This is a genomic window from Nostoc sp. (assembly GCF_036916735.1).
Classification (GTDB): domain Bacteria; phylum Cyanobacteriota; class Cyanobacteriia; order Cyanobacteriales; family Nostocaceae; genus Nostoc.
Map to the genome: position 1 here is coordinate 1 of NZ_JBALFV010000036.1, position 14,813 is coordinate 14,813.

The following is a 14,813-nucleotide window of genomic DNA, read 5'->3' on the forward strand; positions in this document are numbered from 1 at the left end:
TATCCTATTAACCGTTGATGGTTAAAGTAGAGATGTCAATACCGTCAATCGTCAGTGTTTTATTGAGGGTGATCGGACAATTTGCACGCAGACAAGGCAGCGCAAAGCCAAAGATATTTCCTGTCATCTCTGCGTTTTTTGAGTGGTCAAAGTTGAATTGGTTAAAACTTTAGTAGGTTTACCCTTTAACTTAAGGGAACTAATGTAACAACTTAGTCGAACTTGTTGTACGCGGTGTAATTGAGCCTTGTGAATTCATGTATTAAAACTAACCTTTACATAGGAAATCGTAATCAGTGAATATTCTGAATAAAGTTATTTTTTTTACAACATTAGCTAAAAATTTATGGAGATATCGTGGTAGAGTCCTGTTAATTTTCAGAGTGATATGGGAGTGGAGAGCGCTTTGTGGGAGGATTTGATGAAGTTTCTCTAAAAATTTTTAACCAAGCGATGCCTTCTTTACCAAACGCCCCGCTACCGCTAACAGCACTTTCAAGTCAGGTTGTCGTAAATTTTTGTAGTTGCGATCAGGAAGCAGGCTGGAAGCAAGAGGGTTTTAGCCTAGTTCATCAATCTTTGAGATATTTTGGTTTGATTGCGGCAACTTACTTAATTTTCATAACTATGAACACTGAAATAAACTCCAGAATACCCGTTGCTTTAACCATTGCTGGTTCAGATAGCGGTGGCGGTGCAGGAATTCAAGCTGATTTACGTACCTTTGCTTTTCACTGTGTCCACGGTACTAGCGCTATAACCTGCGTCACGGCACAAAACACTTTAGGAGTGATAAGGGTTGATGCCATGCCAACAGAGGCTGTTGTGGCACAAATTCAGGCAGTAGTTGAGGATATTGGCATACAAGCTGCAAAAACGGGAATGTTGCTTAATCAGGAAATTATCTTTGCTGTTGCCCAGCAGGTGGAAGCTTTACAAATCGATAATTTAGTAGTTGATCCAGTAATGGTGTCACGTACAGGGGCACAATTGATTGATGATGATGCTGTGAAGACTCTATGCCATACCCTGATTCCCAAGGCGGCTATAATCACGCCGAATCGCTACGAAGCCCAGATTTTAAGCGGTTTACAAATTAATTCCTTAGAAAATATGCAAGCTGCTGCTGAAATTATTCACAAGACTTTACGGACGAAGGCTGTTTTAGTCAAAGGCGGAGGTATGCAGGGAGATTTACGTGGTGTTGATATCTGGTTTGATGGGGACAAGTTGGAAGTTTTGACTTGTCAGCAAGTAGAGACAAAAAATACCCACGGTACTGGTTGTACACTATCGGCTGCGATCGCTGCTAATCTGGCTAAGGGAAAAAACTTGTGGCAAGCGGTACAACAGGCAAAGGAGTATGTCACTACTGCACTCACTTACGCCCTAGATATTGGCGAAGGGCAAGGCCCTGTAGGACACTTCTTCCCATTGTTGCGAAATTAACCTCGTGGTTAGTTATCAAGCTGTTGACTGACTATTGACTACTGACTACTAACCATATCCAAAATATAAATAAGAAATCTTTGCCCTTTCGCCATTTTTCTATTATTCTTGGGCATAGTTTCAGGGCTGACTATCTTTGTTAGCATCTCTGTACGATCTAATTACCTTGATTTTTAATACCAAGTCCCCGATGCGAACAACCATAGGTTCTGTTCACAGAAATTCGCCAACACCGACTACTCAAGCCTACCCTGCCTCTGTACCATTATCTGTATACAGGGAATTGTCAACAGAGTTGCAAGCAACACAGGCGAGGCTAGATGCACTCACCACCAAAAATCAGCAATTAGCACAAGAAAATCAACTTCTACGCCAAGAAATTGCCAAAGTTGTTGAGTCTTTTTCTTACCTGCAAAAGTTTGTAGATTCCCATGCTACACCCAGTTATCATCAAGTCCCCCAAGCTCCTGGCTACGCGAAAAGTGGTGCCAAACAGCCAGTAACCCAAGCGCGTCCACCTCAGCAAGTTTCTCGCCTATCTCCACCTGTTGTCCCCAAAGCCACACCCGAAAAAAGCAGTCGCCAAAACTTTTCTACACCTGTAATGGAAATAAATTTCCCGATACCAGAACCAGTTTTTATAGAAGAGCAACAAGTAAGTTATTATTCCACTACTGAGCCAGATGTTAAGGAACTCAATGGCTGGTGGTTAATTATTACCATATTGTTAATCATGCTTACTGCCTTTAGTGCTGGATATTTCGTTGTGCGTCCCTTGTTTGAACATCAGAAACGTTAGTTGACACTCCCACAATCAGCAGCAATAAGCATTTCGAGCTATCGAGCAATTTTTCTGCAATCACTCTCTAAATATCTGAGTATATCTGCTAAATGACGGAATTTATTTATTTTTAGGTTATAAACACTACATAAAATGCTAACTTGACAGCAACTTCTTTATGTTGGAGCCTCAAAGATTATCCAATTAATAAATTCTTGCCGCTTTTTATGTCCCAAACCTTCAGGCAAAGCATCTACACTTTAAAAAAGTGGTAATTATTACATATATTTTAGGAAAAGCACTGCTAGTTACAGCTTCAGACAACGGATCTGCTTAGATATATAAACGAAGCTAGTAAAAGTCAGGAGTCAAAAAGATGAAAAAAGTAGAAGCTATTATCCGCCCATTTAAGCTAGATGAGGTAAAAATTGCCTTGGTTAACGCTGGTATCGTCGGCATGACCGTTTCTGAAGTCCGGGGGTTCGGACGGCAAAAAGGCCAAACTGAACGGTATCGCGGTTCTGAGTACACCGTTGAGTTTCTACAAAAACTCAAGGTGGAAATCGTCGTTGATGACAATCAAGTTGATATGGTGGTGGACAAAATTATTGCTGCTGCCCGCACTGGTGAAATCGGCGATGGTAAAATTTTCATCTCGCCTGTTGAGCAAGTGATTCGGATTCGCACCGGCGAAAAGAACACAGAAGCAGTTTAAAAAAGTTAAGAGTTAAGAGTTAAGAGTTAAGAGTTACGATCTGTGAGTCAGAACTAAATGAGTCAAGATTTAGTAAAATTCATAAATCCAAACTCTCAATTCCTAACTCCTAACTCTCTCTAGCTGTGGAAGTAAAGCTGTAAAAGCCTTGCCTCGATGGCTAATTGAACCTTTCAACTCCCCTGTCATCTCAGCAAAAGTCAATTGCAATTCTTGCACATAAAAAATTGGATCATAGCCGAAACCACTATCACCACGCGGTGTATGGAGAATTTCGCCGCGACAAATACCTTCAGATTCTAATACGATCGCACCATCAGGACGAGCGATCGCTACTGCACAAACAAATTGAGCTTGTCGATTTACTTCGTTGCCTAATTCCCTCAAAAGCCTAGCAATGCGTTCTAAGTCGGTTTTGGCGTAACGTGCAGAATACACCCCTGGTGCGCCATTTAGGGCATCTACTTGCAAGCCCGAATCATCAGCAATTGCCCAGTTTCCTGTAGCTTTAGCAATTTGTGATGCTTTTAGGCAAGCGTTGGCAGCAAAGGTTTCGCCCGTCTCTTCAATTTCCAATTCTTCAGGTTTGAGGGTTAATTCCCAACCAGAATTTTCCAGGTAAGCTTGCATTTCCCGCAGCTTACCAGAATTTCCTGTGGCTACTACAAGTAATGTCATAAAAAGTTATCAGTTAGGAGTTAGGAGTGATAAGTTATGAGTTATTAATTCTTAACTCCTAACTCTCAACTCCTCACTAATTTTACTCCGCCCACTGTTTTGCCCAAGCAAGAGTTTGATGGACTTGCTCAATTGTTGGAGCTTCGCAGTACAGGCGTAAAACTGGCTCAGTACCGCTAAACCGAATCATTAACCAGCTTTTATCAGCTAGGCGATATTTGTAGCCGTCGATTGTCTGACAATCAATTACTGCTAACCCGGCAATTTCTGTTAAGGGTTGGGTTTGCAGTTGTTGTAAAAGACGCGATCGCACTTCCATACTTGCTAAGGGTAAATCAATGCGATCGTAAGCTGAAATAAACCCTGTTTGTTTTTGCAAGTAGCGGTAATACTCACCTAAATCCAAACCAGATTCTACAATCGCCTCTAGAACGTATAATGCTGAGAGCAGTGCATCGCGTTCGGGAATATGGCTGCCATAGCCAATTCCTCCTGACTCTTCGCCGCCCAGCAACACTTTTGCGACTAACATTCTATCAGCAATGTATTTATAACCAACTGCTGTCTCAAACACTGACAGATTATGTAGTGCTGCTACAAGGGGCATTAAGTCTGAACCACTAACAGTTTTGACTATTTCACCACTAAAGCCGCGCCGCAGGGTTAAGTGGTCAATTAATATCGGGATTAAGACTTGGGAACTTAGGAAGTTGGCTTCTGCGTCTACAGCCGCAATGCGATCGCAATCCCCATCAAATACTAACCCCACCGTTAAACCTGATTCATCTGTTTCTCGGTGAGTTTTAATAACTTCAAATAACTTTGAAAGGTATTTAGGCAAGGGTTCCGGTGCACCGCCACCAAAGAGGGGATCGCGTTCTGAGTTGATTTCTTTAACTTGATTGCCTAGTAGTCTCGCCAATCCGCCAGCCGCCGCACCATGCATAACATCGGCAAATAACGTCAATTTGCCAGATGCGATCGCTTCTCGAATTTTGGCAATATCAACTTTACCTTCTAATGCTTGGGTATAACTGGGCCAAGGATCAAATTTCTCTTGCTTCCCTGGAGTAGCTGCTAATGGTACTCCAACCGACAACTGCGCTTCGATCTCTTTTGTGACTTCTGGCGGTACCGATCCACCAAAACATCCCTTGACTTTTAACCCCAAATATCTGCCAGGATTATGGCTTGCTGTAATTACCAGCGCTCCCAAAGCATTGAGTTGTTTTGCTGCCCAGCTATAAGCTGGGGTTGGGGCATAAGTTTCGCTCAGTAGTACATCAAATCCTACAGAGGTGACAGTATCAGCAACAGCACGAGCAAAATCTTCAGCCATGAATCGGCGATCATAACCGACAATTATTGTCCGGCTACCCACCGTTGAAAAATATGTATCATATAATACTTTTGCGGCAACTGGCGCGACCAAGGCTAGGCGTTCAAAGGTGAACTCGTCACCAATAATGCCCCGCCAGCCGTCTGTACCAAACTTGATTGAGTTAGCTACAACTGGCATCTAAGTATCCTAACTGTCTACTTGAGGATTCTAGCATTTATACAGTGGAGAAAGTAAAAAAAGAATCTAGTAAGAATATTCAACAGAAAAGTGAGCAAATTTGTGCATTGTAGAGGTGCGCTCGTCTCGGAATTCTACTAATAATAATACAGACATTGTTTGAAGTCGTGTTAAATTCTAATCAGAACTTCGTTAATAAGTATTTGATACTTTGCAAACACAGAGCATAACTCTACTCTTGTGCCTTCAGCTATACTTAATCTTTGCTTTGACCAAATAATTATTAATTCATAATTCATATTTAAAAAATAGTTACAATAGCACCCACTGAATTTATAATAAGCGTGGTCTTAAAGAGCGTGAAGATTTTAGCAGTTCACACTGATTTAAATGATCAATTATGAATTATGTTGACTACTTCGCTATGCAAAACCAGTATTTCCGCTAAAATCAAATTCTGAAGGACTGTGGATTTGGGAGAAATTTGGGGTGCCTACACTTGGCGTTAACATTGACCATATCGCTACCATCCGGCAAGCAAGGCGGACAGTGGAACCTGACCCCGTGGCTGCGGCGGTGCTGGCAGAATTAGGGGGTGCAGATGGAATTACAGTGCATCTACGGGAAGATCGGCGGCATATCCAAGATAGGGATGTGCGTATATTGCGAGAAACAGTGCGATCGCATCTTAATTTAGAAATGGCCGCTACAGATGAAATGCTAGCGATCGCTCTCGATATCAAACCAGATTATGTAACTTTAGTCCCCGAAAAACGCGAAGAAGTCACAACAGAAGGCGGATTAGATATTATCGGGCAAATTGCTAGAATAGCTGAGATAGTCGATAAATTGCAAAGCGCTAACATTCCAGTTAGTTTATTTATTGACGCCGAACCAACACAAATCGAAGCATCTGTCAAGGTGCAAGCAAGATTTATTGAATTGCACACCGGACAATATGCTGAGGCTAAGGATGAAACAAATCGCCAGCGAGAATTAGCCGTATTAGCTAAAGGGTGTGAACAAGCGATTCAAGCTGGCTTGCGAGTCAACGCTGGTCATGGACTCACCTACTGGAACGTCTATCCGGTGGCTGCGCTTCTAGGTATGGAAGAACTGAATATTGGTCATACCATCATCAGTCGGGCAGCATTAGTAGGTATAGAAAGGGCAGTCCGTGAGATGAAACAAGCGATAAGAGGGAGTAGGGAATGGGGAATTGGGCATTAGGCATTGGGCATTGAGAATTAGTTATTTTTTCTTGCCTCCTCTACTCCCTGCCCCCTGCCCCCGCTCCCCACTCCCGTATCTTAAAAGAGGGGTTGTCACTGCGAAATCTAGAAATTGAGAGCAAACCTTCAGCAAAAACTTCTATGAGCGCAACACAATCTAACGACCTACCGCTTTGGGTACAGGATCGGGATAAGGTGATAGCAGAAAGCACTGATGTCGAGTGGCGCTATCAGACACCGCCTGATTATTCTCGTTCCAAGGAGAATCTCGCTCAAGAAAGTACTTATAATCACCTTGAAGGTACACTAGAAGCGATCGTGCAAAACTTGGTGCGAACCTTTGAGATGGAGGTATCCTTTAAAGCTAACCCGCAACAGTGGTTATCTATTGTGAATGACAAGTTTCGTGTGAGTACAAACGGCAAAGTAGAGTACACAGCAGCAGATGTATCAGCCCAAGGTACTTACAATTTGTTTATGGCTGATTCACAACATTACAAGGCTTCCGAAGAAAGCTTTGAATCATCCGGAAAACTCTTCCACACAACATTTCCCCAAGGATTTCCTTGGGAAGTACTGGAAGTTTTCTCAGGGCCACCAAATGTCACATTCAAATGGCGGCATTGGGGACATTTTAAAGGAGAATACAAAGGCTATGCACCTACTGGAGAGACAGTAGAAATTATCGGCATGAGCATTGCAAAAGTTACCGATGACTTGAAGATTATTTCCTTGGAACACTACTTTGACAATAATCTGTTCTTGGAAAAACTAACATCTGGTGGCAAACAGATAAATGCTCAAAAGCAGGGAAGTGCTTGTCCGTTCAGTTCTTGGTTCAAGAAATTGCACAAGAGTTAGTTTTTAGGGGTACAGAGTGCAGCACTGTGCCCTTAAATTATTCACATAGTAACCAAAGGATGAAAATGCAAACATATTATTACGTTTTGGCCAGTCAAAGGTTTCTTCTTGAAGAAGAACCAATACATGAAGTTCTCAAAGAACGCACCCGTCACTACCACGAACAAGAAAAACAAATAGATTTTTGGTTGGTTCAGCAACCAGCTTTCTTGGAAACACCTCAGTTTAAAGAGCAAAAGGCAAAGTGTCCTCAACCAGCAGTAGCAATTATTTCTACTAATCCCCAATTTATTACTTGGTTAAAACTGCGTTTAGAGTATGTCATCACTGGTGAATTCCAGGCTCCTTCTGAGACAATACCAAATGCTTTGGCATCACTTGCTACCGTATCTTAAGAATGGGAGATTAGGCATTTGGATTAGGGAAGAGGTGACAGGTGACAGGTTATAGGGAATAATCTCTACCCTGTAACCTGTAACCTATTCCCTTCTTTACTCCCACTCCTTAATTTTTTTCTTGAGTAAAAAAATATATTTTTTGACACTCCTTTTATTTCCATACTGAAGTAACTGGGTTTTCAGCTTTTTTCTTATAAAATCTTCTAAGACACCTTGATTTACATAATCTAACTTTTGTGCATAGATTTCAGATTTTACCAAGTGTTTTAGGATTAGCGATGTCTACGATGAGCTTCGCTTATGCAGGGTTGATTGGTAGCATGAGTTCTGTCTTTGCCCAACAAACCATTCCCCTTTGTCAACCACCAACTGCGGGTGAGTATCTTTTATTAGTAGTCAGTCCCACAGCAGATAATCAAAAGCAGTTGCGTAGTGCTTTACCGCCGGAACTGAAAACGATTACCTGCAAATATCTTAACGAAACTGTGACGCGGATAGGGGGCTTTAATAAAATTGATGATGCCAATCGATGGGCAAGGTATGTCAGCAATATTGTTGGCTTGTCTGCCATCATTACCACTCGACCAACAACGCCAGATGTGCAGCCACAGCAACAGGCACAGCTACAACAACCTCAGCAGACAGTTTATAATCCTCAAGCATTAGGAGAAGGTTATGCAGTGCTGGTAGATTATTACAATCGTCCAGAACTAGTAAATAGTGTGCAACAAGTAGTGGGAGGTAATGTAGGTTTTGTTTCTTATGGACAACGCCCTTACTTGTTGGCAGTGTATACGACTAACCAAACTGAAGCATACAATACTTTACAGAAGCTGAACAATGGCGGTTTTGTTGCCAGCATAGTAGATAGTCGTAAGGTAATTCTGCTGCGCTCAACTGTACGGTTGTAGTTATTAATCATTAGTCATTAGTCATTAGTCATTAGTCACTTGTACTAAGCGAACGTGAGTGCGTCTCGCACAGAAGCCGAAGTATTAGTCATTGGTTAATAAACTCTGGACTGTAGACTATTGACTAATAAGCAGACCTAGCTAACCAATAGATGGTCATGCCCAAAGCCGACCCAGCTATTACCTGAACTGGTGTATGTCCGAGTAATTCCTTCAAACGGTCTTGGCTAAAGTCTGGTTTTTCATGAAATAATTCATCAATCATTTGATTAAGAATACGAGCTTGCTTACCAGCCGCTTGGCGAACTCCGGCTGCATCATACATGACGATGATGGCAAAAACTATCGCAACGGCAAAATCAGGAGATGCCCAACCGAGTGTTTGCCCTACACCGGCGGCTAGAGCTGTAACTAAAGCTGAATGGGCACTGGGCATACCTCCAGTTGTCACCAAAACACGCACATTCAGTTTGCGATGTTTGACGATCTCGACTACGAGCTTTAGGGCTTGAGCAATTAAACAAGCTATCAGAGCAACCAGCAGCACCCGGTTGTCTAAAATGTTGCCTATGTCCTGCATAGTATTTTGGTTAAGTTAGTAGATATTAGCAGCAGTTGTTGGTTGAGGAAACATTTAGATTCAACCTAAAATCCAAAATTAACCTAGTACATCACGGTGGAAACTGACCAACTATTCAAATTCACCCAAAAGCTTATTAGGTAAACTTTTTGGATTTTGATATGAGTGAATTTTGATTTTTGCTAAACGGTGTAGTATAGCATGAGGTCAATCAACCACCCATTCAAAACAACCAGAAAGTTCAAAATTAAAACATGTGTGACTTTTGAATGCGTGAATGCGTGACTTTTGCCTTGCAGTACTAGTTATTGCGGCTGATGATAAAATGAGCGATCGCTTGGAGTGATTTGGCTTTCTCTCCAAATGGTTCTAATTCTGCACAAGCTGCTTTAACTAACTCTTGGGCTTTCGAGCGAGATTCTTCAAGTCCCCAAAGGCTAGGATAGGTCACTTTCTGCGCTTTTTGGTCTTTACCCGCAGTTTTGCCTAATTGCTCTTGGGTAGAAGTGATATCCAAAATATCATCTATGATTTGAAATGCTAACCCAATATTTTGAGCATAACGGGTCAGTCGCTGCACGTCTTCAGGTGATGCTCCAGCTATGATCCCACCACAAACTACGCAAGCTTCCAAAAGAGCGGCTGTTTTGTGTTGATGAATGAAATTTAGCGTTTCTAAGGAAATATCTAATTTACCTTCTGACTCTAAATCGACAACTTGACCACCGACCAAACCAGCTGCCCCTAGTGCCCGACCAAGACGGGCAATAACCTGCAATACTAGCTCTCTGTTAACGTTTTGAGGGGTTTCAATAGCAACAAATTCAAAAGCGAGAGCCAACAAGCCATCTCCAGCCAAAATTGCCACATCTTCGCCATAGACTTTATGATTCGTCAACTTCCCACGACGGTAATCGTCATTATCCATCGCCGGCAGGTCGTCATGAATTAATGACATTGTATGAATCATTTCTACAGCACAAGCTGTTGGCATGGCCATTTCGATGGTTCCACCGATCATTTCACAGGTAGCAAGGCAAAGAATGGGACGTACACGCTTGCCTCCAGCTAATAACGAGTAGCGCATCGCCTCATAAATCTTTTCTGGATAAATGATGGGGATAGCCCGATCTAAAGCAGTATCACAAAGCTTTTGTCGCTCTTTTAGATACGCTGTTAAGTTAAATGTGGCTTCCTCTGGAGGTGTCTTTTGAACGTTATCAGTTGCTACCATTCTTAAATTCCTGACATTTTAGGATTTTTGTCTTATACGTCACAATTTTAAGATGCTGTGGCGCTGAAAAAATGAAGAATTAGGAGACGCGATTAATCGCGTCTGTACAGGAGTTAGGAATTAGGATTAATAACTCTTAACTTTTAACTGATCACTCCTCACTCCTCACTTTTTTTCTTCTCTTACCGCCTTGGAATAGCTGGCAAATGTATTTTGCAACAATATGGCGACAGTCATAGGGCCAACACCACCAGGAACGGGGGTGATAAATTCTGCTACAGCAGCTGTTGATTCAAAGTGGACATCGCCAATTAAACGGCTTTTGCCACTAGCATCGGTGACGCGATTCATTCCCACATCTACCACAACAGCGCCCGGTTTTACCATGTCAGCAGTGATCAGTCCGGGACGACCTACTGCTGTAATTAAAATATCAGCATTTTGGGTGATGCTTTTGAGGTCATGCGATCGCGAATGAGCGATCGTGACTGTGGCATCAGCTTCTAGTAGCATCAGTGCCATTGGTTTACCCACCAAAATACTGCGTCCCACCACTACTGCCTGTTTTCCCTGCACAGGAATGTCATATTCTTCTAAAAGCCGCATTACACCAGCTGGGGTGCAGCTGCGTAAACCAGTTTCTCCGCGTACTAGTCGACCCAAATTAACTGGGTGCAGTCCATCAGCGTCTTTATCGGGATCAATTTGATGTAGCAGAGCCACAGCATCCAAGTGGTTAGGTAAGGGCAGCTGCACAAGAATGCCATCCACCCGTTCATCGTGGTTGAGTTCAGCTATGACATCTTCTAACTCCTCAAAGGTAGTTTGGGCGGGAAAATGCTTACCGAAAGAGGCGATACCAACTTTAGCGCAAGCTTTTTCTTTATTACGAACATAAGCTGCTGAGGCTGGATTATCACCAACCATCAGCACTGCTAAACCAGGCGATCGCCCCATTTTTGGTTGTAATTGTGTAATGGCAACAGAAAGTTCTTGCTGAATTTTTGCTGCTAAAGTTTTACCATCAAGGAGTTTGGCAGTTTTTGTTTCCATGAGAATTCCCAGCTATATTCGCCTTTTGTCAAAACACTTGCAACAAGTTTTTTCCCTTGTCCTCTTCCCCCTGCCTCTTAATTGGTGTCGTAGCCTTTTTCTCACAGTGAATCCATAATCTTTATTTTCTCAGATCAATGGCGTTATCTGAAGAATAAAGAATATAAGGATGAAATTCAGAACATTTTTTGCTCAGTTAAAAGTGTGTTTCTGAAAGTGCAGAGAATAGTATAGATGGGAACAGAGCTGATGAAACTGGCGACAAAGCAAGCAGTGAAGCAAAAATTTGCTCAATCGATGGCTTTCATGCAACAAACGAGAATGTCCCTTTCGTTCTTATACGGGCACAGTATTGTTCCTTACCGCCTGGGGTTGATTTTTTTATTGGTGGTGGGACTTTGTAGTTGTGGTAGTTTAACCTCGTCTGGCTTGAATGGGACTAATTTTAAAATTGGTAGCAATGTCACCCCAATTCGAGAAATTAAACCAGAACAAGACAATAAGGCTACAGTTTACATCCAAGGTAAGGTGGAAAAGAAAGCTCCTTTGATCAAGCAGTGGGCTTATCAAATTAGTGACTCAACCGGTCAAATTTGGGTTGTCACCAATCAAAAGAATCTGGACGAGGGGGCACAAGTGGTGATTAAAGGTAAAGTTCGGTACCGAAGTATCCCTTTAGCTGGGAAAGAATTGGGGGAAGTTTATTTAGAAGAAGATTAGCAATTAAAAATAACACATGAACAATCAACCGATACATGTAGCGATCGCAATTCTCTACCAAAAAAACAAATTTCTCATGCAACTGCGCGACAACATCCCCGGTATTCTCTACCCTGGTTACTGGGCGCTATTTGGCGGTCATATCGAACCTGGGGAAACGCCAGAAGTAGCAGTGAAGCGAGAAATTTTAGAAGAAATCGGCTATACCTTACCATCCTTTGTTGAATTTGCCTGTTATCCCAACGAAAGAGTTGTTCGTCATGTCTTTCATGCACCACTCTTGGTGGAATTAAATCAACTGGTTTTGAATGAAGGCTGGGATATGGGGTTATTGACCCTAGAAAATATTCACCAAGGTAACTGTTATTCGCAAAACGCTGGTGCAGTGCGACCTTTGGGGAATGTGCATCAAAAAATTATGTTGGATTTTATTCAGACAAACCAACAAACTTAGTGCCGTCAGGCAAAAGTCAGCCCCTTTGGGAAAGTCAAAAGTTAACACTAAGCGGACTTGTACTGAGCTTGTCCTGAGGTTGTCCTCTTGGTAGTCGTTCGCGCTAGCGTCTCTGAAAGAGAAGGGCATAGTCGAAGTAGTCGAAGTCTCAAAAGTCAAAAGAAAGTATTATGGTATGGGGTTTTGAGGGATTTTAAATGGTTGCTCGTCTTGCAAAGTTCTGATCGGCGGGAACCGCCGCTCAGACTTTCCGCTATTTACGCCGTGGCGTACTAGTTTACCCTGCTTCGGTATATTGCAATGGCAGCACTATCTCCTATAGGACTTACGCAAACTGTACGATTCTTGGCGCTCTTAGCGGTTCGATAAATTAAGCTTTTTAGCATTTTTTGTGTAAGTCCTATGCTAAATGATTATATGCTTTTTCATGAATCAAAATTAAAGCCAAAATAAAATTAGAACTTTTGTGGAGCGATCGCTAATGCAATCAGCAAATAAACTACCCCGATGGTTAACTATAGGATTGGCATTTCCCATTATTATTCTTAACGGCTGGCTATTACTCCAGGTTATACGATATTTTCAACCCTTAGTCGGCATTATCGCCGCCGCCATCCTGCTAGCTTTTGTTTTGAATTATCCAATCCAGTTTCTTCAAGAACAAGGGGTAAAACGCAACCTAGCGATCGCAGGAGTGTTGCTTTTGACTGTAGTGGTTTTAGTAGGTTTAGGCATTACCTTAGTTCCCCGGATTATCCAACAGCTCGTTGAGCTAGCTAATATATTGCCCAGTTGGATTGATTCTGGTACTCAACAGTTGCAAACTTTCCAAGATTGGGCGTTAAGTCAACAACAACTTCCGATTAATTTAAGTGGTTTATTTACCCAAGTTCTTGAACGATTATCTAACCAGCTTCAATCCTTCACTGGTAGGATTCTTGGTTTTGCTGTCGATACCATTGGCATTGTGCTGAACGTGCTGCTGGCGGTAGTGCTGACTATCTACTTAATATTGAACGGTGAACGTCTTTGGGACGGAATTTTTCAATGGTTTCCCCCTAATATTGGGTTAAGAGTCCGGGAATTACTGCGAGAGGATTTCCACAATTACTTCATCGGTCAAGCAACATTAGGAGCAGTGTTAGGAGTAACAATTACACTGGCATTTTTGGCGTTACAAGTTCCCTTAGCTCTACTTTTTGGTATCGGTATTGGTTTATTTTCTCTTTTCCCTTTTGGTACAGGAGTAGGTATCGCTGTAGTAAGTTTGTTGGTGGCGCTGCAAAACTTTTGGTTAGGAGTTGAAGTCTTAGGTGTAGCTGTTGCGATCGACCAAGTTAATTCTAATTTTATAGCACCGAGAATTCTCGGCAATTTGACTGGGCTAAATCCCGTGTGGGTGGTAATTTCTTTACTGTTGGGGGCAAAATTGGGAGGAGTTCTAGGTTTGTTAATTGCGATTCCTATTGCCAGTTTTATCAAGGATATAACAGATAGCTGGCGGGCTGGAGAGTTTCATAAGATAGATGATATCGTGTCAGAACCGATAAAGATTACAAGTGAAACAGCAGGAACTTATAGTTAAAATTCAATATCTAAGTTAAAGATAATTGATAATTTTGGCTATTTAGAAAAATGTTTATTCTTTGCTTATTGCTTGTTTTGTGCCATCATTTTTTTTTCGTAAACTTTCCTAAATCTGTTAAAAATTAAGTTGAGCAGTAATTTTAATAATAAACTCAGTTTCTTGGCAAAAAGTAGATATACATTGCAGTTGACCACCGTGTTTTTCTACAACAATTTGATAGCTGATAGATAGACCTAATCCAGTTCCTTTGCCAACAGGTTTAATGGTGAAAAATGGGTCAAACAATCGCTTTTGTGAACTCTCTGGAATTCCCGGGCCATTATCGGAGAGCTTTAAAAAATAGCGATTTTACAGCACGACTCTATTTAAAGAACCTACCATCAGACCAACAATTATTTTATCGGGTAATCTTTCAAGATTTAGATTATAAAGGCACTTACAGCGCTCCTGTCAAAGGCACTTTCCGAACTCCCCCCAAATCTGATCGAGATGTATTCTTTGTATGGGGTGGTAACACTGCGTAACTTGGTAGGAAAAATTGTTTACAGTGTAGATTTACCACCAGAAAAATAAATTCTCAAAAACTTAGCGAAATATAGCCAGTTAGATAGAGTAATTTCGCAATTTTTTACTCTGTCTA

15 protein-coding genes and 2 pseudogenes are annotated in these 14,813 nt (G+C 41.8%); 11 read left to right on the forward strand and 6 right to left on the reverse strand.

All coding sequences use genetic code 11. From position 1 onward, the window contains the following. The first annotated feature begins 627 nt into the window (after positions 1 to 627). The 3 genes from thiD (at position 628) to V7L20_RS08845 (ending at position 2,945) form a co-directional block, all read left to right on the forward strand. Positions 628 to 1,449, forward strand: coding sequence for a bifunctional hydroxymethylpyrimidine kinase/phosphomethylpyrimidine kinase (gene thiD / locus V7L20_RS08835; protein WP_334743769.1), 822 nt, complete (start codon positions 628 to 630; stop codon positions 1,447 to 1,449). 190 nt (positions 1,450 to 1,639) lie between these two features. Continuing rightward, positions 1,640 to 2,248, forward strand: a complete 609-nt coding sequence (locus tag V7L20_RS08840; protein ID WP_334743712.1) for a hypothetical protein — start codon at positions 1,640 to 1,642, stop codon at positions 2,246 to 2,248. A gap of 358 nt (positions 2,249 to 2,606) precedes the next feature. After that, positions 2,607 to 2,945 (forward strand): P-II family nitrogen regulator, encoded by a 339-nt coding sequence (locus tag V7L20_RS08845; protein ID WP_012410794.1) that lies wholly within the window; start codon positions 2,607 to 2,609, stop codon positions 2,943 to 2,945. 102 nt (positions 2,946 to 3,047) lie between these two features. On the opposite strand, the gene rdgB is transcribed toward V7L20_RS08845, so the two are convergent. Together rdgB and V7L20_RS08855 are read right to left on the reverse strand one after the other, a co-directional pair. Next, positions 3,048 to 3,623 carry an RdgB/HAM1 family non-canonical purine NTP pyrophosphatase gene (gene rdgB, locus V7L20_RS08850; RefSeq protein WP_334743713.1) on the reverse strand — a complete coding sequence of 192 codons (576 nt, stop codon included), beginning with the start codon at positions 3,621 to 3,623 and terminating at the stop codon, positions 3,048 to 3,050. Positions 3,624 to 3,705: 82 nt separating this feature from the next. After that, on the reverse strand, positions 3,706 to 5,142 hold the full coding sequence (locus tag V7L20_RS08855; protein ID WP_334743714.1) for a phosphoglucomutase/phosphomannomutase family protein: 1,437 nt from the start codon (positions 5,140 to 5,142) through the stop codon (positions 3,706 to 3,708). A gap of 489 nt (positions 5,143 to 5,631) precedes the next feature. Between V7L20_RS08855 and V7L20_RS08860 the strand changes: the two genes are divergently transcribed. The 4 genes from V7L20_RS08860 to V7L20_RS08875 all read left to right on the forward strand — a co-directional run bounded on the left by V7L20_RS08860 (position 5,632) and on the right by V7L20_RS08875 (position 8,544). Next, entirely contained in the window at positions 5,632 to 6,372 is a 741-nt protein-coding gene (locus V7L20_RS08860) for a pyridoxine 5'-phosphate synthase (RefSeq protein WP_334743715.1), read from the forward strand. A gap of 143 nt (positions 6,373 to 6,515) precedes the next feature. Next, positions 6,516 to 7,235: a SnoaL-like polyketide cyclase gene (locus V7L20_RS08865; protein ID WP_334743716.1), complete on the forward strand. Its 720-nt coding sequence runs from the start codon at positions 6,516 to 6,518 to the stop codon at positions 7,233 to 7,235. Between the two features lie 65 nt (positions 7,236 to 7,300). Further along, positions 7,301 to 7,630 carry an MgPME-cyclase complex family protein gene (locus V7L20_RS08870; protein WP_334743717.1) on the forward strand — a complete coding sequence of 110 codons (330 nt, stop codon included), beginning with the start codon at positions 7,301 to 7,303 and terminating at the stop codon, positions 7,628 to 7,630. A gap of 239 nt (positions 7,631 to 7,869) precedes the next feature. After that, complete coding sequence (locus tag V7L20_RS08875) at positions 7,870 to 8,544, forward strand: hypothetical protein (protein WP_334743718.1); 675 nt, start codon at positions 7,870 to 7,872, stop codon at positions 8,542 to 8,544. Positions 8,545 to 8,668: 124 nt separating this feature from the next. Here V7L20_RS08875 and V7L20_RS08880 read toward each other — a convergent pair whose 3' ends face one another. From V7L20_RS08880 to folD, 3 genes are all read right to left on the reverse strand, one after another. Continuing rightward, positions 8,669 to 9,124, reverse strand: a complete 456-nt coding sequence (locus tag V7L20_RS08880; protein WP_334743719.1) for a divergent PAP2 family protein — start codon at positions 9,122 to 9,124, stop codon at positions 8,669 to 8,671. Between the two features lie 301 nt (positions 9,125 to 9,425). Next, positions 9,426 to 10,358: a geranylgeranyl diphosphate synthase CrtE gene (crtE, locus tag V7L20_RS08885; protein ID WP_334743720.1), complete on the reverse strand. Its 933-nt coding sequence runs from the start codon at positions 10,356 to 10,358 to the stop codon at positions 9,426 to 9,428. A 165-nt stretch (positions 10,359 to 10,523) separates the two neighbouring features. Then, positions 10,524 to 11,411 (reverse strand): bifunctional methylenetetrahydrofolate dehydrogenase/methenyltetrahydrofolate cyclohydrolase FolD, encoded by an 888-nt coding sequence (gene folD / locus V7L20_RS08890; protein WP_334743721.1) that lies wholly within the window; start codon positions 11,409 to 11,411, stop codon positions 10,524 to 10,526. Between the two features lie 249 nt (positions 11,412 to 11,660). Here folD and V7L20_RS08895 point away from each other — a divergent pair, with 249 nt between their 5' ends. From V7L20_RS08895 to V7L20_RS08905, 3 genes are all read left to right on the forward strand, one after another. Then, the gene (locus tag V7L20_RS08895) at positions 11,661 to 12,131 is read left to right on the forward strand and encodes a hypothetical protein (RefSeq protein WP_334743722.1); all 471 of its coding nucleotides are present in this window, start codon (positions 11,661 to 11,663) and stop codon (positions 12,129 to 12,131) included. A 16-nt stretch (positions 12,132 to 12,147) separates the two neighbouring features. Continuing rightward, positions 12,148 to 12,585: an NUDIX hydrolase gene (locus tag V7L20_RS08900; RefSeq protein ID WP_334743723.1), complete on the forward strand. Its 438-nt coding sequence runs from the start codon at positions 12,148 to 12,150 to the stop codon at positions 12,583 to 12,585. A 481-nt stretch (positions 12,586 to 13,066) separates the two neighbouring features. Next, positions 13,067 to 14,170 carry an AI-2E family transporter gene (locus V7L20_RS08905; RefSeq protein ID WP_334743724.1) on the forward strand — a complete coding sequence of 368 codons (1,104 nt, stop codon included), beginning with the start codon at positions 13,067 to 13,069 and terminating at the stop codon, positions 14,168 to 14,170. Between the two features lie 117 nt (positions 14,171 to 14,287). On the opposite strand, the pseudogene V7L20_RS08910 reads toward V7L20_RS08905, so the two are convergent. Next, a pseudogene (locus V7L20_RS08910) lies at positions 14,288 to 14,503 on the reverse strand (sensor histidine kinase); the annotation flags it as partial. Here V7L20_RS08910 and V7L20_RS32570 point away from each other — a divergent pair. Then, a pseudogene (locus tag V7L20_RS32570) lies at positions 14,503 to 14,694 on the forward strand (alkaline phosphatase D family protein); the annotation flags it as partial. The pseudogenes V7L20_RS08910 and V7L20_RS32570 overlap by 1 nt on opposite strands. Between the last annotated feature and the right edge of the window lie 119 nt (positions 14,695 to 14,813).

What these genes read in the sequence shown, in the direction of transcription:
- thiD (WP_334743769.1), top strand. Translation starts at nt 628, where the DNA reads ATGAACACTGAAATAAACTCCAGAATACCCGTTGCTTTAACCATTGCT.
- V7L20_RS08840 (WP_334743712.1), top strand. Translation starts at nt 1,640, where the DNA reads ATGCGAACAACCATAGGTTCTGTTCACAGAAATTCGCCAACACCGACT.
- V7L20_RS08845 (WP_012410794.1), top strand. Translation starts at nt 2,607, where the DNA reads ATGAAAAAAGTAGAAGCTATTATCCGCCCATTTAAGCTAGATGAGGTA.
- rdgB (WP_334743713.1), bottom strand. Translation starts at nt 3,623, where the DNA reads ATGACATTACTTGTAGTAGCCACAGGAAATTCTGGTAAGCTGCGGGAA.
- V7L20_RS08855 (WP_334743714.1), bottom strand. Translation starts at nt 5,142, where the DNA reads ATGCCAGTTGTAGCTAACTCAATCAAGTTTGGTACAGACGGCTGGCGG.
- V7L20_RS08865 (WP_334743716.1), top strand. Translation starts at nt 6,516, where the DNA reads ATGAGCGCAACACAATCTAACGACCTACCGCTTTGGGTACAGGATCGG.
- V7L20_RS08870 (WP_334743717.1), top strand. Translation starts at nt 7,301, where the DNA reads ATGCAAACATATTATTACGTTTTGGCCAGTCAAAGGTTTCTTCTTGAA.
- V7L20_RS08880 (WP_334743719.1), bottom strand. Translation starts at nt 9,124, where the DNA reads ATGCAGGACATAGGCAACATTTTAGACAACCGGGTGCTGCTGGTTGCT.
- crtE (WP_334743720.1), bottom strand. Translation starts at nt 10,358, where the DNA reads ATGGTAGCAACTGATAACGTTCAAAAGACACCTCCAGAGGAAGCCACA.
- folD (WP_334743721.1), bottom strand. Translation starts at nt 11,411, where the DNA reads ATGGAAACAAAAACTGCCAAACTCCTTGATGGTAAAACTTTAGCAGCA.
- V7L20_RS08895 (WP_334743722.1), top strand. Translation starts at nt 11,661, where the DNA reads ATGAAACTGGCGACAAAGCAAGCAGTGAAGCAAAAATTTGCTCAATCG.
- V7L20_RS08900 (WP_334743723.1), top strand. Translation starts at nt 12,148, where the DNA reads ATGAACAATCAACCGATACATGTAGCGATCGCAATTCTCTACCAAAAA.
- V7L20_RS08905 (WP_334743724.1), top strand. Translation starts at nt 13,067, where the DNA reads ATGCAATCAGCAAATAAACTACCCCGATGGTTAACTATAGGATTGGCA.